Origin of the sequence: Rathayibacter rubneri (assembly GCF_023743255.1) — a bacterium.
In the GTDB taxonomy this organism is placed as follows: domain Bacteria; phylum Actinomycetota; class Actinomycetes; order Actinomycetales; family Microbacteriaceae; genus Rathayibacter; species Rathayibacter rubneri.
The window spans coordinates 121,553-143,278 of the sequence record NZ_JAMRYM010000002.1; the positions used below are offsets into that span (position 1 = coordinate 121,553).

Sequence of the window (21,726 nt, forward strand, 5' to 3'; positions counted from 1 at the left end):
CCCGGCGCCATTCCCGCGTCGATCGCTAGACTCGGCTCGATGGCTTCGAACTCACACGGCGGGTATTGCAGTCCCTCGTCTCGGTTGGCCGCGCACCACCGCTGCGCCGCTCGATGAGCACCGTGCAGCTGGGATTCGCTCAGGGCGTGGAACTCGCTCATGCCCTCGTCGCGTCAGCAGCGGAGCGAGCGGCGGTCGCCGTGGTTTTCATCAAGGGGCCGGTCGCGAATCACCACGGCCTTCGTCGCCCGACCGTCCCCAGCGATGTCGACGTGCTCGTCCATCCGCAGGACGCCGGCCGGCTCATCGCCGAACTGGTCGGGCTGGGCTGGGGGAGGAGGCCCGAGTCACGTGCGCACGCGACGTTCGTGACGCACTCGGAGACGCTGATCCATGCGGAGTGGCCGTGCGACATCGATGTGCACGTCGAGTACCCGGGTTTCGTTCGGCCTGAGTCGGACGTCTTCGCCGCCCTCTCCTCTCACTCGGTGGGGGTGCCGATCGCTGGTCGTCTCCTCCCGGGCGCGTCGGAGATCGACAGCATCCTCATCTCGGCATTGCATTCGCTTCGGGCGCCCTATCTGTCCAGAAGCAAAACCGAGTACTCGGAGCTCCTGGCCCACGTGTGGGGCCGCGGCGACAGGATCGCGTTCCTCTCGGCGGTGACCGACCGCTCGAGTGATCTCGGTGCGTCAGGGTCGCTCGCACCGTTCCTCCGGGACATCGACGCGCCGCTTCCGCGGGCGGAGACGGCTCATCTCGAGCCACTGTGGGTCCTGCGCGCAGCTGCTCTCAGCCGGACAGCCGAGTGGCTCAATCACATCCTCGACGCGCCGCACAGGGATCGGCCGCTGATCCTCTGGCAGGCGCTCGTCCCGTCCCGTTCGGATCTGCTCATCGATCATCCGTCTGCTGCTGGTCGGTCTCTGGTGGGTCTGCGTGCGAGAAGGATCGTGAAGGGCGTCCTGGCGTTCCCGCAGGCGGCAAGAGCGCTGCTGCGAGCACGCCGTCTCCGACGAGTCGTCGAGTCCACGGTCGAGCGTGCATCGGACGGCGCTGTCTTCGTCGCGTCCCCGAGTGCCGGTGCTGGTGCATCCGAGGAAGGCACGGGCGCCGAGCGATCGGCGACACCGGGCGTCGTGCGTTTCGTCGGAGTCGCCTCGATCCAGGATGAGTCAGACACGTCGGGCGCCTCGACTGCAACAGCGTCCCGACTGCGCGACAGATCGTTGTTCGTTCAATCGAGCCAGGTCGCGTGGGCCCAGGCGGAGGACGGGATAGTCGTGGTCGATTTGGCGTCTCGCTCACCGCGCCCCGTGGCTCTGGCTGGAACCTCTGCGTTCTTCTGGGATCTTCTCGCGGAGCCGCGGTCGTTCGGCGAAGTGCTCGACGCCGCATCAGAAGCATTCGGCGTCGCACCGACCGACATCGCGGACGACGTGCATGCCTTCCTCGTCGAGCTGGAGACGGACGGGCTCATTCTGCCGACCTAACGAGCCCTATGCCGCGCTGGACGCGCTCACCTCGAGGAGGGGGGTGTCCAGAGATCGACGGGAAAGGCGCTGGAAAGTGCCGTGGAATCCCAGCCCGCCAGCTGATCCGTCGGACGAGAGGCGTGACTGCTCGCCCAGTTGATGGCGCTGTCCAGGTCGTCGAAGCCGACGGTGTCCGGTCGCCCTGTTCCCTCGAAGTAGTCTGCGTACTTGAGGGGCGCCTCAGCCTGGGACCTCACGAGCGCGGCGGGGACTCCGAGTGCCTCAGCAAGGATGACCGCGTGCAAAGAGGATCCGACCACCGCCTCGCTCCGGGCGATGCGCAGAAGCACCCGCTCCACCGCGCGGCGCGGACTGAAGAAGGCCGGGTGCTTCCGGTAGCGGCTCATCTCGTTCATGTTCGGAATGACCGTAAGCGAGTGCGACTTCTGCTGCGCCGCCGCGACGAGGTCCGGCCGCAGCGAGGGCAAAAGCAGTGCGGGATCTCCGTAGACCTCGGGAGCCTCGATGCTTTTGTGCTCCATGAGCCACCGACGGGTGCGAGGTCCACGCACTGCTCGCACGGAGAGGTCGGAGAAGAGGTGCTCGTCGAGGCGCACTTTGCCATTAACGCCCGTACCCCACACCACGTCGCCGTCCTGCGCGAAGTGCATGACTGACCCCACTGTCAGTAGCGTTCGATCGCCCGTTGCGGTTGCCCGGAGTTGATCGGACCTCCCCAGGGCCTTCTCGACCATGAGACGCACGACCAGCGGGCCGAGCAGATCACCGAAGTTGTTGTGTCGGGGACGAAGGTACGGCAAGCGCTTCCGGCGCGGATTCCAGGCGAAGGCGTTCACTCCGTAGACGTTCAACGTCGGATCTCCGAATTGTTCGATGAGAGGGTCGGTGAGCGAGGTCGACGCTAGCACCGTCCTCGGTCGCCGACGGTGCGCTCCAGCTGCCCTCGCACGAACGCGAGCGAGGGCAGCTGGAGCGCAAGAGCGATCGCGCTAGACTCGCGTTCGACGCAGCCGTCTGACCCTGTGCGGCTGACCGCGCATCCCCAGTAGGAAGTTGCTCGGTGAGAGTTGTATTCGACGCTTTCTGGTACGTCGACGGCCCCCCGTCGCAGCGCCATGTTCTGCGTGAGATCGTCGCGACGTGGAGCGATCTGTTCCCTGCTGACGAGCTGATCCTGGTGGTTCGACGACGCACCTCGAGCGCTGCGATCGAGTCGGCTCCAGACGGGGTGCGGGTCCGCTCCTCCCGTCTGTACCCGCATGCATTACTGGCCACGCTGTCCGTTGGACGGGTAGCGAGGGCGGAGGGTGCGACCGGTGTGCTGTCGCACAATTTCGCGCCGCGTTTTCGAGCAGGAGTGAGCGCGATCTTCTTGCACGATGTGCTCTTCGTCGACCATCCCGAATGGTTCACGCGTTTCGAGCGCGTTTACTTCTCCTTCATGCCGCGATTGATCAAGCGCGCAGACATCGTCTTCACGTCGAGCGTGACTGAGGGTGATCGGATCGCGCGGGTGACGAGAGCGCCCGCCATCACACCGGTAGGCATCGGTCTGAGCGAAGAGCTGATCGGGGTGGCGCCGGACGACGGCGTCGGACGCAGGCTCGCACTGGCACAGCACTCGTTCCTGCTGGCGGTTGGTCGTCTGAATGTGCGGAAGAATCTGGGCAGGACGATCGCGGGCCTGCTCGGGAGCGGGACCATCTCGAAGCAGCGACCGCTGGTCGTCGTCGGCTCCGGCGATGGAAAGGGGGAGGTCCTTTCCGCTGCTGCTAAAGCGGCCGTGGAGGAGGGAACCCTGATCTTCGCCGGGCACGTGACGGACGCTGAGCTGCGTTGGCTGTACGAAAACGCCGCAGCAGCCATCTTCGCGTCTCTCGGAGAGGGTTTCGGCATGCCTCCTGTCGAAGCCGCTTACTTCGGCTGCCCGCTCGTGGTGAGCGACCTCCCGGTTTTCCGGGAGACCGTCGGCGAGTGGGCGACGTTCGTCGACCCGACGAGCCCCGAAGACATCGCCAGGGGAGTTGTCGAGGTCCTCGCTCGCGCGAGGCCGCATCGAGACAGCGTCCACTGGCTCGAGAAGTACAACTGGCGGGACACCGTACAGGCGTTGCGCGCACGCATGATCACGGAATCGGAGGCACGGCGATGAGCTCGGACCCGACCGGACGGCCGCGCATCCTGTTCGTGGATCATTCAGCGGAGCCGGGAGGCGGACAGCTCGGTCTGCTCCGATACCTGCGCGGAGGGCACTCGACGGACAACGCACTCGTCCTCCTCTCCGGCGGACCCCTGGCTTCCGAGATGGCCGCGACGGTCGAGTCCTTCGCGATCCTCGGGGAGAAGCCGTTCTCCTTCGTCCGGGGTCCGCTTCTCGCGCGTCGTCTCGCCGCTGAGATCCGCAGGATCAAGCCCGATCTGATCGTGGCCAACAGCCTCTATGCGACTGTGACGATGGCCTTCGCCGCGCGATTGACTCGAATACCGCGCGTGTACTACTCCCGGGTCTCGATGCAGACGTTGCGAGGGCTGAAACGAGTGCTCGCATTAGGCTTCTTCTTCAGGCAGTTCGATGCCTTCCTTGCGAACAGCGCTTTTACCGAGAGTTGCATTCCGCCGAGCCTCCGCTCGCGTCCGTCCGCAATCGCGTACCCGATCTGCGGAGTCGACGTCGAGAGTGTCGAGCCCCGGACGGCGCCGGCGCTGGCGAGTCGGGAAGTCAGGATCGTGTCGCTCAGTCGCCCTGACTGGTGGAAGGGGACCGATCTCCTCATCGAGGCGGTCGGCCTGCTCCCGCAGATGAGCCCGGGCAGGAGCTTCACGTTGGACATCTACGGGGGTACGTTCTTCTCGGACCCGGTGTTCGTCGAGAAGATCCACGAGATGGCGGATGCCTCGCCGGTCGCCATCGATTTCAAGGGTCACCAGAGCGACGTGAACGCGATCCTCGCGACAGCCGACGTGCTCGTGCTCAGCACCCGCTTCCCTGAGCCGTTCGGCCAGGTGGTGGTGCAAGCCATGGCGCACGGCGTCCTGGTGGTCGTGCCCGACGAAGGTGGACCGGTCGAGGTCGTCACGGACGGTGTCAACGGCCGAACCTTCGCATCCGGTCAGCCGGACGATCTCGCCCGGGTCATCGCAGAGACAGTGGACGACGCTGCGGCAGCATCCCGTATGGCGAGCGAAGCGGTGAAGGTGATCGACGGATTCGGTGATCGACACGCTATCGAGGCGCTCGGGCACGAGCTGCGAGTGCTCGAGCGAGCTCTCCGACGTTAGAGCGCGACGTTCCTTGGGGAATGCGCCGTAAAGGCGGCATCCGCCTCAATCGCGTCCCGCACCTGTCGTCTTCTTCTGGCGATCGATCCTGTGCGATGCGCAGCCGCAATCTGGTACAAGCGGTGGTGAAGCTGACCGATCCCCCGCCAGTCGCGGCGGCTGAGATCGGGCGACGAGCCAATGACGACCGTGTCCAGCACCGAAAGAGCCTTCACCACGTCCTCTCGATCGAGCGGCGGCTCGAAGAGCGTCACCCACTCGCCCCCCACCTCGTCGGCGAGCGTCTCGGTGGAGCTGCTCCTCGGGATGAGGACAGGTGTGGACAATCCCAGCGCCATGATGGCTGCGCCGGAGTTGTACATGTAGTGGTACGGGAGCACTACGAGCTTCGAATCGCGCAGACGCCGCTCCAATTCGTCTTCGCTGAGGTGGCGCAGATCCACGTCGACGTTGGGAGCCTCCTCGGCGAGTCTCGCGATCTTCGCCGCGTAATCGTCATCGACGGGCATGCCGGCGACCATGACAGCCTCTTCGGGCAGCGTCGTCGCAGCACCGATGAGGGCTTCGATTCCCTTATAGGGGCGCACCTGACCGAAGAAGCTGACCGGGCCCTGGAACTTGCGCTCCGCGAAGACGCCCTCATTGGGATATCGCCCATGAAGGATCACTACGCCGCTACTGACATCGTTGTCGTGCGCTTCGTTCAGGTAGATCGAGGACACGGTCAGGCGCTCGAGCAGCGCGACCTGCACGCGCTCCAGTCGCCCGGCGCGCTCGTGAGTGGCGATGTTGTGCACCGTCAGGACGACAGGCGTGCGGGTGACTTTCAGTCGCGCGAGCAGGGTGATACCCAGGCCCGCCTTGATCAGGGCCTTGAGGAACGTGGATCCCCTGAAGATGTACTCGGGCCACTGAGCATGGAGCACGTCGTAGCGCCCCCACAGCGCCCTGCGGTAGCTGAACCGCAGGACGTCGGTGCCTTCCGGGATGGCGCGCTCGAGGAGATCCACGTACGGATTCGACGTCTCGGTCGACGGGCGAACGGACAGCAATACGCGCATCGTTCTCCTTGTCACTCGTACGGGTGGCATCCACGCGGACCGCGACTCGTTCCTCCCAACGAGGAACGTGACGCTCACCCCGGGTTGGTATGCTCGCCCCACGGAGCCGGAGCAATCTGACCGGTGCGATCGAACCTACTGCAACTGGACCCATGTTGCCTGCAGTATCGCCGCTCGAGAGGATTGTGAACCGTAGTATGCAGAAGTCCGTCGCCATCATCGGAACTCGAGGTTATCCGTCGTATTACGGCGGTTTCGAGACTGCTGTGCGAAGGCTTGCACCGTATCTGGCGGAAGCCGGATGGGACGTCGTGGTCTACGGGCGAAAAGGGTCTACGCGTGACGACGACGCCACTCGTGATCCGAGAGTGAAGACGATCGTCACGGCAGGTGTCGAGAGTCGTTCGATAAGCACTCTCAGCTACGGGCTCACCTCGACGGCGCATGCAGCGACGAAGAAGCCGGACGTCGTCCTGCTCATGAATGTCGCGAACGGCTTCTTCCTGCCCATGCTCAAGCTGCGCGGCATCCCCACCGCCCTGAACGTGGACGGCATCGAATGGGACCGGGCCAAGTGGGGTCGGCTGGCCAGGTTCCTGTTCTTCAGGGGTGCGAAGAGTACAGCACGGTACGCAGACCGTCTCGTCTTCGACGCCGACGCGATCGGTGCTCGGTGGCGCAGCGAGTTCAAGCGCGACGGGATATTCATCCCCTACGGCGGCGACGAGCCGGAGCCCATGGCCGTTCCGCTGGGTCTCGAGCATCGCGGCTACATCCTGCTGGTGGCACGATTCGTGCCGGAGAACACGGTGCCCGAGTTCATCGAGGCTGCACGTGAGCTCGCTGAGAAGTGGCCCGTCGTGATCGTCGGGTCTTCGGGCTACGGAGGTCCGCTGGACGAGGCGGTGGACTCATTGAGCAAGCAGTCGCCCAACGTTCGGTGGCTCGGGCACGTGAGCGACGACCGCCTGCTCTTCGCGCTCTGGCAGCACGCGGGGGTGTACTTCCACGGTCACAGCGTGGGCGGTACCAATCCCGCGCTCGTCCAGGCGATGGCCTGCCGCGTTCCGATCGTCGCGCGAGACACGGTCTACAACCGCGAGGTCCTCGAAGGTGCCGGCTACTTCGTCGAAGCCACGCCGGATGCCATAGTCGACGGAGTGGCAACTGTCATGGCCGATCCGCGCCTGCAGGACCGGATGGCGAGCGACGCATTCGCTCGTTCTCGTAAGGAGTACACCTGGGAGGTGGTCTGCTCGCGTTACGAGCAACTCCTCCTCGACCTGATCGACGAGAAGAAGGCCGTCGTGAGATGACGGGGACGGCCAGGTCATTCCGATGCCTGAGACAGGGCTCGCGCTCCGCCGAGACGCCTCGTGGGTAGCAATCTGGCTGTCGTCGTAGGACTGGTCGCAGTCCTTCTGTCGACGGCAGTCCCGAAGCGGTACGGTCCAGTCGTAGCTCTCGCGTTGTTCATCGTGCTGCCGCGATTCGTCTTCTCCGACAGCTCCGCACTGCAGGCGGTCCCGCCGGCCTCCTGGGTCCTGATCGTCTGGCTGCTCCGGCTCGCACGGGGAGCGGAAGTGCGGAACGCGACGCGGCGCGCTCTCTTGGCCCTCATCGTCGCGTTCTGCGCCTGGGGCGCATTCACCGTCATCTGGAGTTCTGCGATTACAACGAGTGCAGGGTGGCTCGTGCCTTTCGCCTTGGTGACCGTTCCTCTGATCATCGGCGCCGTCGATCGGCCTTCGATGGTGACGCTCCGACGCGGGTGGCTGGTTCTCGCCGCCCTCGTTGCCGTGTATGGGCTCGTCGAGTTCATCCTCTCCTCGAACGTGGTCTACGACTACCTCCGAGCCGTCCTCGCGGAACCTTTAGTGCGGTCCTGGTCGGTGTACCGGGTGAATGCCTCATTCGGCCATCCCTTATACGCGGCCTTGTTCTACGCGGTCTCAGCAGCGTTCGCCTACGGAATCGGCATCAGACGTGGCGGCATCGCTCCGTTCGTGGTGGCGGCCCTCTGTTCCGCCGCGACTGTGGCTACCTTCTCGCGCGCCGGAATCGCCAGCTTGGCGATCGCGCTCGTGTCCCAGACGGTGCTCGCCACCTTCACGAGATCGAAGCTGCGCTTCTTCGGGAAGCTCGGAGTCTCCCTCCTCCTGGTGGCAGGCGCGTTCGCCGCCTTCCAGGTCCCGCAGCTCCAGGAGCGCCTGCTGTCCGAGGAAGCGCTCACCTCCAGTGCAGCGCGCGACATCCTTCCCGTGATCGCCTCGTCAGCGGCGGAGGCGCATTCTTATCTCGGAAGCGGAATCGGCACCTCCGCTACCGCGATCGCGCCCTTCAATCCTGAGGGCCTGCTGATGGAGAACGGCTACCTTCAGCTCTTCGTGAGTTCAGGCGTGATCGGAGTGGTGCTCTTCGCTGCCGTCCTGCTCACGGCTCTGCTCGGAGCTCTGCGTCGAGTCGACATCGCCGGTTTCGGGAGCATGCTGGCATTCAGCATCATGATCGGCACGTTCAACGGCGTCGAATCGAACCCCGGATTTCTCATGATCCTGGGGTTCGTCCTGGCGATGATCGTCGACGAGAAGGGCAACCATGACACGGCGCCGCAGCAGGGGCCGCTCCGGGCGCCGGCACTGAGACCGGATAAAGCTGTCCGTGCGGGCGGTCTTCGCAAACCTGCCGCTGATACGACTTGGAGAACGAAATGAACCACGGGCGCGCACTGCTCTACACGGTGGCTCTGAACGGCTACGCGACGTCCTACCGAGCAGCAATCAAGTCGCACGAAGCCTACGCGGCAAGGATCGGGGCACGATATGCCAAGGTCGTCCGACCGTACGCAAAGGATCCGGCGCTCGCAGCATGGCTGAAGATCCCCCTCATGCTCGCAGGCCTCGAGAACGGTTACGAGTGGGTGGGCTATATCGACGCCGACTGCGTGGTTCGGACACGGGCCGGTGATTTCCGTTCGGTCCTGCCCGCGTCGGATGCCGACGTGTACATGGCAGAGGGCAGGACAGGGCGAATCAATTCAGGGGTGATGTTTGCGCGTTCCAGCGAGAGCTCGGTGCAGTTTTTCAACAAGGTGATGGAATCGATTACTCGTCCAGTCGACGAGCAGGACCGGCAGGGCCTCAAGTACGAGAACGGAAACGTCATCCACATCGATCGCACGCAGCAGTCGATCGCTCGCATGCCACTCGAGTGGAACAACACGTACGACACGGATCTGAACGACTCGATCCGGCACTTCGCTGGTCCTATGCGGCACCTGTATCAGCGCTCCGCTCTCGACACGTTCGTCGGCAAGGCGCAGAAAGTCTTCGCACGGAGGCCGACTCCTCAGCCGGAGCGGCGTAGTGAGGACTTCCTCGGCGATCTTCAGACGATGACCCGGCGTGTGATGCAGCTGTACCCCGCATTCAAGGGATAGTGCAGCTACAAGTGTCGGCTGCAGACGACGGCGACTTCTCGAAGCGCCTGTCCTCATCATTTCTCTGGTCGTTCGTCGACAAGTGGGTGTCGCGGGTTTTCACCCTCGCTGTCTTCGTCATCCTCGGTCGCGTCCTGGCGCCGTCCGATTTCGGCGCCGTAGCGCTCGCCACCGCTTACGTCGCCCTGGTCACGATCTTCGTGGACGCGGGCTTCGGCAACGCACTGATTCAGAAGAAGGATCTGTCGGCCGCCGACATAGGCACTGCATTCACGATGAGCGCGGGAATCGGTCTGGTGCTCGGGGGCCTCAGCTTCGCGTTCGCTGACCTCGTCGCGGTTGTCTTCGACGCGGGCCAGGTGAGCGACGTCCTCCGGGTCCTGTCGCTCGCGTTGTTCGTGCAGGGACTGTCCTCCGTGCCGGCTGCTCTCTTGGAGAGGCGGATGCAGTTCAAAGCGCTGGCTATCCGCCGGACCACGGCGACACTGCTCTCCGGTCTTGCAGCGGTGATCGCGGCGCTGGCTGGATGGGGTGTGTGGGCGCTCGTCGTGCAGTCGCTGGGGTTCGCCGTCATCGGCGGCGTGCTCGTCTGGGTGTCAGCCTGGCGCCACATGTCCTTCAGGTTCAGTCGGCGCAGTCTCCGTGACCTGACCCGCACCAGTTTCGACGTCTTCGGGATCCAGCTGGTCGGATACGCGAACTCACAAGGTGACCGACTCGTCGTCGGATTGTTCCTCGGCGTTGAGGCGCTAGGGCAGTACTTCTTCGCCATGAGGATTATCTCTCTGTGCGTCGAACTGTTCACGGCCGTGTTCTCCAACGTCGGTCTGAGTGCTTTCTCGAAGCTCCAGGACGATATCCCTCGACTGCGCGAACTCCTCAACCGGCTGACCGGCATCACGAGCCTCGCCACGATTCCGGTCTTCGCCGTACTCGGAGCTTTCGCGGACCAGATCGTTCCGTTTGTCTTCGGGGAGCAGTGGCTGGCCGCCGTGCCGGTGTTGCAGATCCTCGTCTTCCTGGGGGCCATCAATGCGCTTCTCGTCTTCGACAGGCCGGTCCTCATAGCGGTCGGCAGGTCGAAGACGGCGTTCCTGCTGAGCTTGGCGCAGACCGCTGTGGGCCTGGGGTTCGTGGTCCTCGGCGCCCCCTGGGGTGTCCTCGGTGTAGCTCCCGCTGTCGTGCTCCGGCAGTACCTGTTTTGGCCCATAAGGCTCTACTTCGTGGCCCGCGCGATCCAGCTCCGGGTGCTCCCCTACGTGAGGGGATGGCTGGTCGCGATGCTCGCTCTCGTCCTCGGGTGGCTCGCGGTCCTGGCGTTGCAGCCGCCGGCGGGCATCGCGGTGTCGGCGGTCGGCTTCGTCGTGACAGTCTGCGGGGTCTACGCGATTCTCGCGAGGAGCGAGGTCTTACAGGGTTGGCAGACGATCCGGCGCTTCAGAAAGCGGTGACGGCGGATCACCCGGCGAACGGGCTCCCTGCGTCACGGCTCCGTCAGGAGGTCTGCGCCGCGTACTTCGCCTCGGTCGCCGCCTTCTGCGGACGCCACCACGCTTCGTTCTCCCGGTACCACTTCACGGTCGCGGCGAGACCCGACTCGAAGTCCGTGTATCGCGGCTCCCACCCCAGCTCGGTGCGCAGGCGCGTCGAGTCGATCGCGTAGCGCAGATCGTGGCCGGGGCGGTCGGTGACGTGGTCGAAAGCGTTCTCGGCGAGGCCGAACTCGTCGAGGATGAGCTTGACCACCTCGAGGTTGTTCTTCTCGCCGTCGGCGCCGATCAGGTAGGTCTCGCCGATCTCGCCGCGCTCGATGATCGCCCAGACGCCGCTGTTGTGGTCGTCGACGTGGATCCAGTCGCGCACGTTCTCGCCGGCGCCGTAGAGCTTGGGGCGGATGCCGTCGATGACGTTCGTGATCTGGCGGGGAATGAACTTCTCGACGTGCTGGTAGGGCCCGTAGTTGTTCGAGCAGTTCGAGATCGTGGCCTTCACCCCGAACGAGCGGACCCAGGCGCGCACGAGCAGGTCGCTGCCGGCCTTTGTCGAGGAGTAGGGGCTCGAGGGGTTGTAGGGCGTCTGCTCGGTGAACTTCGCCGGGTCGTCGAGCTCGAGGTCGCCGTAGACCTCGTCGGTCGAGATGTGGTGGTAGCGGACGTCGTGCTTCCGTACGGCCTGCAGCAGCGTGTACGTGCCGATGATGTTCGTCTCGAGGAACGGGCTCGGGTCGTTGAGCGAGTTGTCGTTGTGCGACTCGGCGGCGAAGTGCACGACCAGGTCCGAGTCGGCGACGAGGCGGTCGACGAGCTCCGCGTCGATGATGTCGCCCTCGACGAGGGTGATGCGGTCGGCGACCGGAGCGAGGGAGTCGTGATTGCCGGCGTAGGTGAGCTTGTCGAGCACCGTGATCTGGACGTCCGGACGCTCACTCAGGGTGAGGTGGACGAAATTGCTGCCGATGAAGCCGGCGCCGCCGGTGACGAGGATTCGCACGAGTACTCCTGCACGTAGTGGAGAAAGAAAGGAGGGGGAGGGGGAGGCGGATTCGCTCGGGATCGACGCTAGCGCAGGTGCGGACCGCTCCTCGGTGTCACTGTCCCGGGGACGCGGACTCGAGTTGAAGCAATCGTGTGAGGTAGGCGCCGTAGCCGCTCTTGACGAGGGGTGCGGCGAGGTCCGCGAGCTGCTCGTCGTCGATCCAGGAGTTGCGCCAGGCGATCTCCTCGATGCAGCCGATCTTGAACCCCTGACGCTGCTCGATCACCCGCACGAACTCCGTCGCCTCGATCATCGAGTCGAACGTCCCCGTGTCCAACCACGCCGTCCCGCGGTCCAGGACCTGCACGTTCAACCGACCCGACTCGAGATACCGCTCGTTGATCGTCGAGATCTCCAACTCACCCCGCGCCGACGGCTCGATCGTCTTCGCGATCGCGACCACGTCGTTGTCGTAGAAGTACAGACCCGGGACCGCGTAGTTGCTCTTCGGCGACTGGGGCTTCTCCTCGATCGACAGAGCACGGAACTCGTCATCGAACTCCACCACCCCGTACGCACGCGGATCCGCGACCTGATACGCGAAGATCACCGCACCCTCGATGTCCGTGTTCGCCGCCAACGCCGTCCCCAGAGCGGTCCCATGGAAGATGTTGTCCCCCAGAACCAGAGCGACCGAATCGCCGCCGATGAAGTCCTCACCGATCAGGAACGCCTGCGCCAACCCGTCCGGCGACTCCTGCACCGCGTACGAGATCGACATCCCCAACGATGACCCGTCGCCCAGCAGAGCACGGAACTGATCGTTGTACTCCGGCGTCGTGATCACCAGGACCTCATCGATCCCCGCCATCATCAACGTCGACAACGGGTAGTAGATCATCGGCTTGTCGTAGATCGGCATCAACTGCTTCGAGATGCCCTTCGTGATCGGCCACAACCGCGACCCCGACCCACCCGCCAGCACGATCCCCTTCATCGACCCGCCTCCGTCGAGCGGCGGAGCGACGACGGGAACGGGCGAGGCGAACTGCCGCGTCGGCGGAGCGAGGAGCGCGCCGGGTCGAGGGGAGGGAGCTGAATCACCCATCCAAGGTACCCCGGGCAGGTTTCCGGAAAGTTGCCCAGGAGGGTGCTTCGAGCCCCACTTCGGCGGAGCGTGACCCCCTGTGAGGGCCCGGTCGGGTGAGGAACGGTCACCTCGTCGACGATCGGCTTGAGAGCACTCTCCAGGACACGAGAGACGTCGGTTCGCTCGACCCGTGGACGCTTCGAAGCGGAGAACCGCGATACCCGGACTGTGTCCGAGCGCTGACGGAACGCGCCACCACGAGCCTCGCTCGCGGCGGTGGCTCACAGTGGGACGGTGCTCGCTGCTGCAGGGGAGCACGGTGCGGCGGGCCGGTCGCGATCCCCTCCGTCCTCTTCTCCGACGCAGAGGCACGGCGCGGTCCGCCCACTGCCGAACTCCTCCTCCCCGCGGAGGCCGCCCCTCCGAGAGCGAGACGACGTGTCCCACCCCCGAACCCTTCCGTCGCGTCGGAAGAGCAGCCGTCCGCGCCGGGTAGCCGAAGAAGCGGCGGTCGAACGGGCGGACGCTCGCCGGCGGATGACCGACCTGACGCTGCTGGTTCTCGCGCTCCTGTTCTTCGTCGACGGCTTCGTCTTCGCAGACCTGCTCCTCGGCGGTCGCCTCGCGAACCTCCAGAACTCGAGCGGGGCGGTCGTCGAGACGCGACTTGGCACCTTCCTGCTCGACGTCGTCAGAATCCCGGTGCTTCTTCTGACCTTCGCGTGGATCGTCGTCCGTCACGCGCAGCGCGGTCGGATCAGGATCGGGGCGGTCCTCGCGCTTCCCCTGGTGACAGCGGCTCTTCTCGCGTCGACCTGGCTCGCGACCGGCAGCGTGGGGACGACGAACAAGTGGTGGGTTCCGCCGCTCATCGCGGCGAGTCTCGTCGCCATCGGGCCTGCCTTGCGGGAGCTGCAGGTGCTCGGTTGGGTGACGGGCTTCGTGGCGCTCTTCTCGCTCGGGTTCGGACTCGTCTCGGACAAAGCGTTCATGCTGCAGACCGTCTTCCTCGAGCAGTCCAGCAAAGCGCTGATCGGAGACCGGCTCCTCGCGGGGCCGTTCGCTCAGATGAACGTCCTCGGCCTGTCCATGGCGGCCGGGCTTCCCTTCGTGTTCTTGATCGAGCGCCGCCGCATCCGCTTCGTGCTGGTCGCGGCGACCGTCGCGGCGCTGGTCCTGAGCGCGTCGAGGACGTCGATCATCGCCGTCCTCTTCGTCGTGACCGCGGCACTGACGACCGTGGCGTTCCGAACGGTCGCGTCGCGCCGACTCGTTCTCGTCGGCTTCTTCGCCGTGACCCTCGGAGTCCAGGTCCTCCTGCCTCTCCTGACCACCGATCCCGAAGCCTTCACCAGCAGGGGAGACATCTGGATCCGCTCGATCGAGCGCTGGCCGCTGAGCCCCGTCTTCGGCTTCGGCACCGGTGCGTACGCGCCGGGGTCGGTCCTGGCGGGGCTTCTCGGCTACGCCTCCTGGCACGGGCACAACGTCTTCATCTCGGCGATCACGATGGGAGGACTGATCCTCCTCGGTGCGATCATCGTGCTCTTCGTCGCGGCGTGGAGCCGCGCGATGGCGCTGGTTCCGGAGTCGATCGTCCCCGCGGTCGGGCTGATCACCATCACCTCGATCGGCTGGGCCGAAGTCTCCTTCCGTCTGGACGACTTCGATGGACCGTCCTGGGTCACCTGGATGGCGGTCCTGGTTCCGCTCATCCTCCGGTCACCGGAGGTCGCCGCCGAACCCGCGCGGGCGCGAAGAGAGGGCGTGCGACCCGCCCGTCGGACGACTCCGGTTCCGCAGACGCCGCCCGAACGTCCTCGGGCGGCCCGGTCCCGGGGATGGCGGACTCCCGAGGGAGGGGCATCGCCATGGGGATGAGAGGGACCGTCGTCGGAGCCGCCCGATGGACGACGGCGTCGGTCGCAGTCACCTTCGGTCTGCAGTTCGCGCAGTACCTGCTGCTCGCGCGTCTCCTCGGCCCCCACGACGTCGGCCTGGTCGCGATCGTGACCGTCCTGGTCGGCTTCGCCGACATCTTCCTCGGCATGGGCCTGACCCAGGCGCTCATCCAGCGCCGGGTCGTCACCTCGTTCGAAGTGTCCTCGGTCTTCTGGCTGAACCTCGCGTGGGCCCTGGTCGTCGCGGCCGTCGTCTTCGTCGCCGCCTACCCTCTCGCCGCCTTCTACGGCGAACCGGAGGCGGTCGGGCTCGTTCAGCTCGGCTCCGTCGTCTTCCTCCTCTCCGCCTTCGGCCAGACGAGTCTCGCGATGCTGGAGAAGCGGTTGAGGTTCCGGGCGATCGCAGCGGCAGAAGTCGCCGCGGCGGTGGCGGGCTTCACGGCCGTCGCCGTCTTGGCATCACTCGGACTCGGAGCCCTCTCCGCAGTCATCGGCCTTCTTCTCGCGGCGACCGTCAAGAACGTCTGGTACCGGGTCGCAGCTCGACGTTCCGTGTTCTTCCGCGCCCGCTTCCGCCTGTCCGAGACACGGCGGTTCCTGTCGTTCGGACTGCTCCAGAGCCTCGACTCCGTGCTCAACTTCGCCAACGCCAACCTGAGCACCATCGCGGCCGGCCGCTTCGTGAGCGTGGCGGCGATGGGCGGCTACAACCTCGCCTTCAGCTCGGTGGTCACGACTCCGACCAGGATCAACCCGATCATCACGCGGGTCATGTTCCCGGTCTTCTCGCGGATGCAGGACGACACAGAGGGCATGGCGCGCACGTTCCTGAAGACGCTCACCCTCACCGGTCTCCTCAGCATCCCTCCGCTGCTCGCGGTGAGCGTCGTCTCACGCGAGTTCGTCGCTGTGGCCTTCGGGCCCAACTGGTCCTGGCTTCCCCCGGTGGTGTCGATCCTCTGCTTCGTGGGGATCCTGCGCTCGGTGGGGAACCCGGTCGGCTTCCTCGTGATGGCCACCGACAACCTGAGGCTCGGACTGCGGATCAACGTCCTGAAGACCAGCGTCACGATTCCACTCATCCTGCTGGGAGCGGCGACGATGGGCGTCACGGGGGCGGCCTACGGGCTGCTCGCTGCGCAGGTCATCGGCTACTTCATCGCCTACCGCGTCGTCAGGGTCGTCCTCGGTGTGACGTTCGTCCGCTACACATGGTCGACCGTCCTGCCCGCTGTTCTCGCGACGCCGATGCTCGTCGTTCTCGTTGTTCTGCAAGCCCTGCTTCCGAACGTCTGGCCGGCCGTCGCCCTGCTCGCCATCAAGGGGGCGGTCTCGGTCGCGGTCCTCCTGGTGACTCTCGGCCTGGCACGAACTCCGGTCATCGTCGAGATCCGGAACCTGGTCCTCCAGCAGCTTCCGAACCGTCGCCCTCGAGCGCGATCAGGGACGGTCGTGATCCTCCCCGTCGTCGAACGGCTGGACGGCACGGGTGGCGCGGTCGCCACCTGGGTGGCGAGAGTGTACGCGCACCTCGACGACTACGTCATCGTGGCGCCGGCGGCTCGGTCCGCTTACGCGGAGGAACTGGCGACCGCCGATCTGCGGAGCTTCGAGAGGCTGCGCCGCATGATCCTGCGCGCGGCCGAGTGGGTGCAGCCGATCACACGGAAGAGCCCGCGCTCCGTCCATGATCGTCTCCTCCTCGGCGGCGGGATCTATCTGCGAGCCGCTGCACCGTGGGTGGATCGAGCGGCTGTGGCCCACATCCACAACAGGCCGCTCTACGCGGCAGCACTCCGACGCCGTGGATTCGAGGGCCGCATCGTCGTCCACATGCACAACGACCTGCACGACTACCTTCCTCCGCGCCGACGAGCAGAGGTGCTCGAGGCCGTCGACGCGTGGCTCTTCTGCAGCGACTATCTCCGCGATCGTGCGATCGACGAATTCGGTCTGACGGAAGCGCAGACGATCTACAACGGCATCGAGACGTCCTCGACCGCAGTGCACGGCCCGAAGCAGGGTCTCGTCTTCGCCGGGAGAGTCGTCGAGGAGAAAGGGGTGCTCGAGGCCATCCAGGTGGTCGAGCATCTCCGACGAGAGTCGGCGGTCACCCTCGACATCTACGGAGGGCCGGGGAACGGCACGAACGACTCGTCCACCGACTACTACGACCTCGTCCTGCGACGGGCGGCGGAACTGAACAGACGGACCGGCCAGGAGGTGGTCCGTCTGCACGGACGGCAGGACCATGCCGACCTGCTCGCGGCTCTCGCGAGTCATTCGGTCTTCGTCTACCCGTGCTCCTGGGAGGAGCCCTTCGGCATGGTCCTCGCGGAGGCGATGTCGGTCGGCACCCCGGTCGTCGCCTACGCGCGGGGCGGCATTCCCGAGGTCGTGGGCGACGTGGGAGTCCTGGTCCCGGGAGATCGCGGTATCGAGGAGTTCGCCCGCTCCGTGGCTGCGCTGCTGCGGAGCTCCGAGTACGACGACATCTGCCGCCGATCGCGAGAGCACGTGAACCGGACGTTGGCCTGGGAATCGATCGCCGAACGGACCCGCTCCTTGGTCGGCGCGGGCCCGGAGGGCCGATCCGGCCCGGTGAGCCCCGGGGGATGAGCAGTCCTCCGGCGACCGGCCCGAGGGCCGGCTGAACGAGCCGACGAACCACCTCGACCGATCACCCGATCACAGAGAAGAGATGCACATGACACGCGGATTCATCACAGTGGCCTTCGGCCCCCAGGAGTACATCGACAACGCCGTCGCTCTGGCGAGAAGCCTCAAGCTGAGCGGAGCGACATCTCCCATCGCCCTCGTCACCGACCGTCCTCCGGAGGCCTTCGACCAGTTCGACCAGGTCATCCGTGTCGAGGACGCGGCTGCTCTCGGCCTGCTCACCAAGCTCCGGATCAACGAGTACAGCCCGTACGACGAGACCGTCTTCATCGATTCGGACTGCCTGGTCGTCCGCAGTCCCGAGTTCCTCTGGGAGCGCTTCGGACGGCATTCGTTCACCATGGTCGGCATCGAGAAGGAGGACGGCGAGTGGTACGGAGCCGACATCGCCGAACTCCGAGACCACTTCGCGATCGACGGTCCGCTCCCGCAGTTCAACTCCGGTCTCATCTACTGGCGGGATGACGAGACCAGCAGGGCCGTCTTCGCCTACGCGCAGTCGCTGTGGCACGACTACGAGAACCTCGGACTCCGGGCGTTCCGCGAGGAGCAGCGTCGAGGGGACGAGCCGCTCTTCAGCATCGCCATGGCTGTCGAGGGAGCCGTGGTCGAATTGGACGACGGGACGATGATGAACACGCCGGTCGGACTCCGCGGCCGCATGCTCGTGGACCTCACATCGAAGCAGTCGCAGTTCCGGAAGGGCTCCCGGTGGGTGAGCCCGGCGATCGTCCACTTCTGCGGGGATTTCCGGCACGGAGGAACCTACCGACGTGAAGCCGAGTACCTCCGTCTCCTGGCGGAGACGAACATCGACGTCGAGACGGCCCGCCGAACGGTGAAGCGCGCGTTCTTCCTGAGGGTGGTCCTCGACGCGGCCGAGGCTCGAGCGGTGCGCCACCGTTCGAGACTTCTGCTGCTGCGCCTGCGGGGTCGTGACGTCGAAGGCGTCATGGATGCCGTGGTGACCCGGTGAGCGGGCCGGCTTCCGCGACCGCACGTCGAGTGTTCTCCTGACGGAGCGGAGCGAGGCCGACGGCAGAGGCCGGTGCTGCGACTGCGATCCGGAGCTCCTCGTCGCGGACCGCCGCAGCGCGGTCCTGCGATCGGGCGCCGGCCCGACGCTCGCCGGGGGCGGGACCGAGTCGCGGACGGCCCAGGGTCGGCCGGACTCCCGCAGGTCGCTCGCAGATCTGCTGCGGACGAGATGCACCCGGGGGAGTCCGGCTCACGAGTAGGGGCGTTCGCGGCGCGGACACCGGTGGTCTCTCTCAGCGGCGCTCATCCAGTACGTCGTCGAGAACGCCCTCGAGTCCTCGGGTGAGGGCCAGGACATCGAACTGCTCGATCGTGCGACGCCGACCGGCCGCACCGAGTCGCGCGGCGAGAACGGGGTCCATCAGGAGGGTCTCGAGGTGCGCGGCGAGACCCTCGACATCGCCTTCCTCCGCGAGAAGGCCCGTCACTCCGTCGACGACCGCTTCCGGCACCCCGCCGTGCCGGTAGGACACGACCGGGACTGAGGCGAGTGCTGCTTCGAGGAACACCATGCCGAATCCTTCGGAGTCTCCGTTCGCAGCTGTCCGAGACGGCGCGGCGAAGACGGTTGCGTGCTGCAGTTCCTCCTCGATCTCCTGCGGGCTGAGCGCTCCGGTGAACCGGACGGACACGCGGAGTCGCTCGGCGCGCACGCGAAGGGCGTCCTCGAGCGGCCCGCTGCCGATGACGACCGTGTCGAAGGCACCGACGCGGTCGGGGAGGAGGGCGAGAGCATCCAGCAGGTCGCTCGCGCCTTTCTTCTCCACCAGCCGTCCGATGAAGACGACCCTCCGTGTGCTCACGTCGAGCGGAGGAGCCGACTCGTCGATCCGATGGCCCCGCAGGGGGATGCCGATCGGCTGCACCAGCACGGACGCGGCGTCCGCACCGCGCGCTGAGGCACGCTCCGCGATGAAGTGCGAAACCGCGACGACTCGGGAGGCGTACCTCAGAGCGTCGGCTTCACGTGCCCTCTGGCGCCGCCCCGCGCGACCCGGCGACTGCTCGATGGTCACGTCGAAGCCGTGAGCGGTGATGACCAGGGGGATGCCCAGTCGGCGAGCGGTCGGCGCAATGATCGCCGCGTCCCACAGGAAATGGGCGTGGAGGAGGTCGGGAGCGATCTGCCGCACGGCGCGGTCGACGCTCCGGGATCGGCGCGTCGTCTCGAAGAGCTTGCGTCGCAGTCGCCCGACGAGCGTCCTGGGGAAGATCGTGACGTCCGAGTCTTCGCGTCGGAGAGGGGAATCGGTCGGGAGCAGACCGAGCGCGCGCGGCTCCCAGCGGGAGAAGGCATCGATCTGGTTCCGGATGAAGGTCTCCGAGCCGGCGAGGAGCTCGGAGCGCCAGACGAGCACGCGCGGTCGATGACGCCGACCCGCTGCCTCGGCGACGACGGACGCCCAGTGAGCCGCGATCCGGCTCTCTCCGAGCTCGTCGCGAACGCGATCGCGGCCGTGCTGGAGGTGCTCGCGGATGCGGGGCTCCAGCACCTGCACGAGTCGATCGGCGAGTGCCGCGCGGTCATCGACGGGGAAGCTCAGAGCGGCACCACGTGCGGTGAGGAACCTGTGGGCGGGGATGTCGCTCACGACGATCGCGGAATCCTCGGCGACGGCTTCCAGCAGGGCGACGGGCATGGCTTCCCAGCGGGAGGGCAGGAGGAGGACCGAGGCTCCGCGCATGAGACCCCGGACCTCGGGATTGGCGAGCCGGCCGACGAACCGGACGCGATCCTCGACCCCCTCGGCGGCGGCCAGCTCCTGGAGTGCGGCGGTCAGAGGCCCGCCTCCGACCAGCGTGAGGGTGCGTCCGGGGAGGACGCTCAGGGATCGGATCGCCGTATCGATCGCCTTCTCGTGCGCATGCCTCGCGACGATGAGGATGTCGACGGGGATCTCCGATGCCCCCTCTCGTCGACCTGGTGCCGGGACCGGATTCTCGATGACCAGACCCTGTCGGACGTCCTTGATCGAATCGCTGACGAAGACCTCCTCGGAGAACCATCGACCCCGCCGAGCGAGCAGGACGAGGAGCCGGGCCGGGAACGGATAGCGCTCGACCGGCCAGTGATGGACCGCGATGATCGGGGTCCGGCGCAGCCCCCGGACCAGGACGGCTCCCGCGATGGCGTAGTGCGTGTGCGCCACGATGACCGCGCTCTCGGCCCGCCCGAGGCCTCGCAGAGCGCGGACGAAGGCGACTGCCTGCTGCAAGGTCCGCGGCCGTTCCGTGGCCAGGAGGTCAGGCGCGGGGAACAGGTCGCTCCCGGACTTGTCGTAGAAGAAGACGGTGCGGACGTCGAACTCCTCGGCGAGGACGCCGTTCATCCATCCAGCCATGGTCTGAGCGCCTGCCGGCTCGAGCTGGGTGACGAGCTGCAGCACGGCGGGACGCGTGGGGGATGTGGGGGACTTCATGGTGATCTCCTGTTCTCGAGCGGAACGATCGGGCTCGAACGCTCGCGACGGATCTGCGCCGGAGGGCGAAGACGCGTCTCCCCCCACGAGACCGACCCTCGATCGGTCGGAACGAGGACCCCCGCTGACTCCAGGCCGGCGAAGCCGACATCCCCGATGGGCCGAAGGTGCTCGCGCAGGAGGGATGCGATCCGCCGGAACCCCGCGGCTGCCGCGAGGGCGTCCACCGTGTAGCGGCGGCCGAGACGTCGGGGCTCCTGAGCGACCCTCCACAGCCACCCCAGGCGGAGTGAGTGGATCACCGCGGGGAAGTACTGCTCGCGGACCGCCATCTGATCCAGCCAGCCGCCGGCTGTGAAGACGACGGCGTCCGGGAGCGCCTCGCGGAGCTCGACCGCGACCCGGTCCTGCAGGCCCGCACCCAACCCGAGGACCACGACGGTGGCGCGGGCGGCGATGAGCCGCGACGGGTCTCTCCTCAGCGCCTGCAACTGGTCGAAGCCGTCGGCGGTGAAGACGGTCCCGGGCAGACGCAGTGCCGCCCTCTCAGCCACTCCCGCGACGCCGCCGATCAGTGCGAGGCGCGACTCCGGCTTCAGCTCGAGGTACCGCGGGATCGTGAGGTCGGCGGACGATCGGCCGACGTGGATCCCGTGCGCCCGGAGGAGGGCTTGCAGCAGCGTCCCATCGACGGCGACGATCGACGCCCGGCTCAGAGCGTCCCAATCCGCATGCAGGACCGACCAGTGATTGAGCCAGGTCACGGCCAGACCTGACCTCTCGGATTCGTCAGCGATGGCGGCGGCGACACGGGCGGGATGCCTCCACGCCATCGGGAGGCTGCTCTC

The 21,726-nt window shown here is 66.3% G+C and carries 16 protein-coding genes; 10 read left to right on the forward strand and 6 right to left on the reverse strand.

Features of this window, described 5'->3' with window-relative positions; translation table 11 throughout:
• Nucleotides 1-113 precede the first annotated feature (113 nt).
• Nucleotides 114-1,493 (forward strand): PqqD family peptide modification chaperone, encoded by a 1,380-nt coding sequence (locus tag NB037_RS01465; protein ID WP_251942953.1) that lies wholly within the window; start codon nucleotides 114-116, stop codon nucleotides 1,491-1,493.
• A 26-nt stretch (nucleotides 1,494-1,519) separates the two neighbouring features.
• Here NB037_RS01465 and NB037_RS01470 read toward each other — a convergent pair whose 3' ends face one another.
• Nucleotides 1,520-2,332, reverse strand: coding sequence for a polysaccharide pyruvyl transferase family protein (locus NB037_RS01470; RefSeq protein WP_251942955.1), 813 nt, complete (start codon nucleotides 2,330-2,332; stop codon nucleotides 1,520-1,522).
• A gap of 224 nt (nucleotides 2,333-2,556) precedes the next feature.
• Between NB037_RS01470 and NB037_RS01475 the strand changes: the two genes are divergently transcribed.
• Both NB037_RS01475 and NB037_RS01480 read left to right on the forward strand, forming a co-directional pair.
• Nucleotides 2,557-3,648, forward strand: coding sequence for a glycosyltransferase family 4 protein (locus NB037_RS01475; RefSeq protein ID WP_251942956.1), 1,092 nt, complete (start codon nucleotides 2,557-2,559; stop codon nucleotides 3,646-3,648).
• On the forward strand, nucleotides 3,645-4,775 hold the full coding sequence (locus NB037_RS01480) for a glycosyltransferase family 4 protein (protein WP_251942958.1): 1,131 nt from the start codon (nucleotides 3,645-3,647) through the stop codon (nucleotides 4,773-4,775). Before NB037_RS01475 ends, NB037_RS01480 begins: the two co-directional genes overlap by 4 nt.
• Here the strand turns inward: NB037_RS01480 and NB037_RS01485 are convergent.
• Nucleotides 4,772-5,836, reverse strand: a complete 1,065-nt coding sequence (locus NB037_RS01485) for a glycosyltransferase family protein (protein ID WP_251942960.1) — start codon at nucleotides 5,834-5,836, stop codon at nucleotides 4,772-4,774. The two genes, NB037_RS01480 and NB037_RS01485, sit on opposite strands and share 4 nt — an antisense overlap.
• Before the next feature lie 197 nt (nucleotides 5,837-6,033).
• Here NB037_RS01485 and NB037_RS01490 point away from each other — a divergent pair, with 197 nt between their 5' ends.
• The 4 genes from NB037_RS01490 (at nucleotide 6,034) to NB037_RS01505 (ending at nucleotide 10,726) form a co-directional block, all read left to right on the forward strand.
• On the forward strand, nucleotides 6,034-7,152 hold the full coding sequence (locus NB037_RS01490; RefSeq protein ID WP_251942962.1) for a glycosyltransferase: 1,119 nt from the start codon (nucleotides 6,034-6,036) through the stop codon (nucleotides 7,150-7,152).
• 153 nt (nucleotides 7,153-7,305) lie between these two features.
• Nucleotides 7,306-8,550 carry an O-antigen ligase family protein gene (locus NB037_RS01495; protein WP_251942964.1) on the forward strand — a complete coding sequence of 415 codons (1,245 nt, stop codon included), beginning with the start codon at nucleotides 7,306-7,308 and terminating at the stop codon, nucleotides 8,548-8,550.
• On the forward strand, nucleotides 8,547-9,275 hold the full coding sequence (locus NB037_RS01500) for a putative nucleotide-diphospho-sugar transferase (RefSeq protein ID WP_251942965.1): 729 nt from the start codon (nucleotides 8,547-8,549) through the stop codon (nucleotides 9,273-9,275). Before NB037_RS01495 ends, NB037_RS01500 begins: the two co-directional genes overlap by 4 nt.
• An 11-nt stretch (nucleotides 9,276-9,286) precedes the next feature.
• The gene (locus tag NB037_RS01505; RefSeq protein WP_251942967.1) at nucleotides 9,287-10,726 is read left to right on the forward strand and encodes a lipopolysaccharide biosynthesis protein; all 1,440 of its coding nucleotides are present in this window, start codon (nucleotides 9,287-9,289) and stop codon (nucleotides 10,724-10,726) included.
• 43 nt (nucleotides 10,727-10,769) lie between these two features.
• On the opposite strand, the gene rfbB is transcribed toward NB037_RS01505, so the two are convergent.
• The gene (gene rfbB, locus NB037_RS01510; RefSeq protein ID WP_251942969.1) at nucleotides 10,770-11,765 is read right to left on the reverse strand and encodes a dTDP-glucose 4,6-dehydratase; all 996 of its coding nucleotides are present in this window, start codon (nucleotides 11,763-11,765) and stop codon (nucleotides 10,770-10,772) included.
• 97 nt (nucleotides 11,766-11,862) lie between these two features.
• Nucleotides 11,863-12,747 (reverse strand): glucose-1-phosphate thymidylyltransferase RfbA, encoded by an 885-nt coding sequence (gene rfbA / locus NB037_RS01515; protein ID WP_251943065.1) that lies wholly within the window; start codon nucleotides 12,745-12,747, stop codon nucleotides 11,863-11,865.
• A gap of 630 nt (nucleotides 12,748-13,377) precedes the next feature.
• On the opposite strand from rfbA, the gene NB037_RS01520 reads away from it, so the two are divergent.
• From NB037_RS01520 to NB037_RS01530, 3 genes are all read left to right on the forward strand, one after another.
• Entirely contained in the window at nucleotides 13,378-14,721 is a 1,344-nt protein-coding gene (locus NB037_RS01520) for an O-antigen ligase family protein (RefSeq protein WP_251942971.1), read from the forward strand.
• Complete coding sequence (locus NB037_RS01525) at nucleotides 14,712-17,360, forward strand: MOP flippase family protein (protein WP_251942973.1); 2,649 nt, start codon at nucleotides 14,712-14,714, stop codon at nucleotides 17,358-17,360. The genes NB037_RS01520 and NB037_RS01525 overlap by 10 nt, the downstream gene beginning before the upstream one ends.
• A gap of 88 nt (nucleotides 17,361-17,448) precedes the next feature.
• Nucleotides 17,449-18,396, forward strand: a complete 948-nt coding sequence (locus NB037_RS01530) for a glycosyltransferase family protein (protein ID WP_251942975.1) — start codon at nucleotides 17,449-17,451, stop codon at nucleotides 18,394-18,396.
• 295 nt (nucleotides 18,397-18,691) lie between these two features.
• Here NB037_RS01530 and NB037_RS01535 read toward each other — a convergent pair whose 3' ends face one another.
• Both NB037_RS01535 and NB037_RS01540 read right to left on the reverse strand, forming a co-directional pair.
• Nucleotides 18,692-20,878: a glycosyltransferase family 4 protein gene (locus NB037_RS01535; protein ID WP_251942977.1), complete on the reverse strand. Its 2,187-nt coding sequence runs from the start codon at nucleotides 20,876-20,878 to the stop codon at nucleotides 18,692-18,694.
• A complete protein-coding gene (locus tag NB037_RS01540) occupies nucleotides 20,875-21,711 on the reverse strand; it encodes a WecB/TagA/CpsF family glycosyltransferase (RefSeq protein WP_279308466.1) in 837 nt (278 codons plus the stop codon). The genes NB037_RS01535 and NB037_RS01540 overlap by 4 nt, the downstream gene beginning before the upstream one ends.
• Between the last annotated feature and the right edge of the window lie 15 nt (nucleotides 21,712-21,726).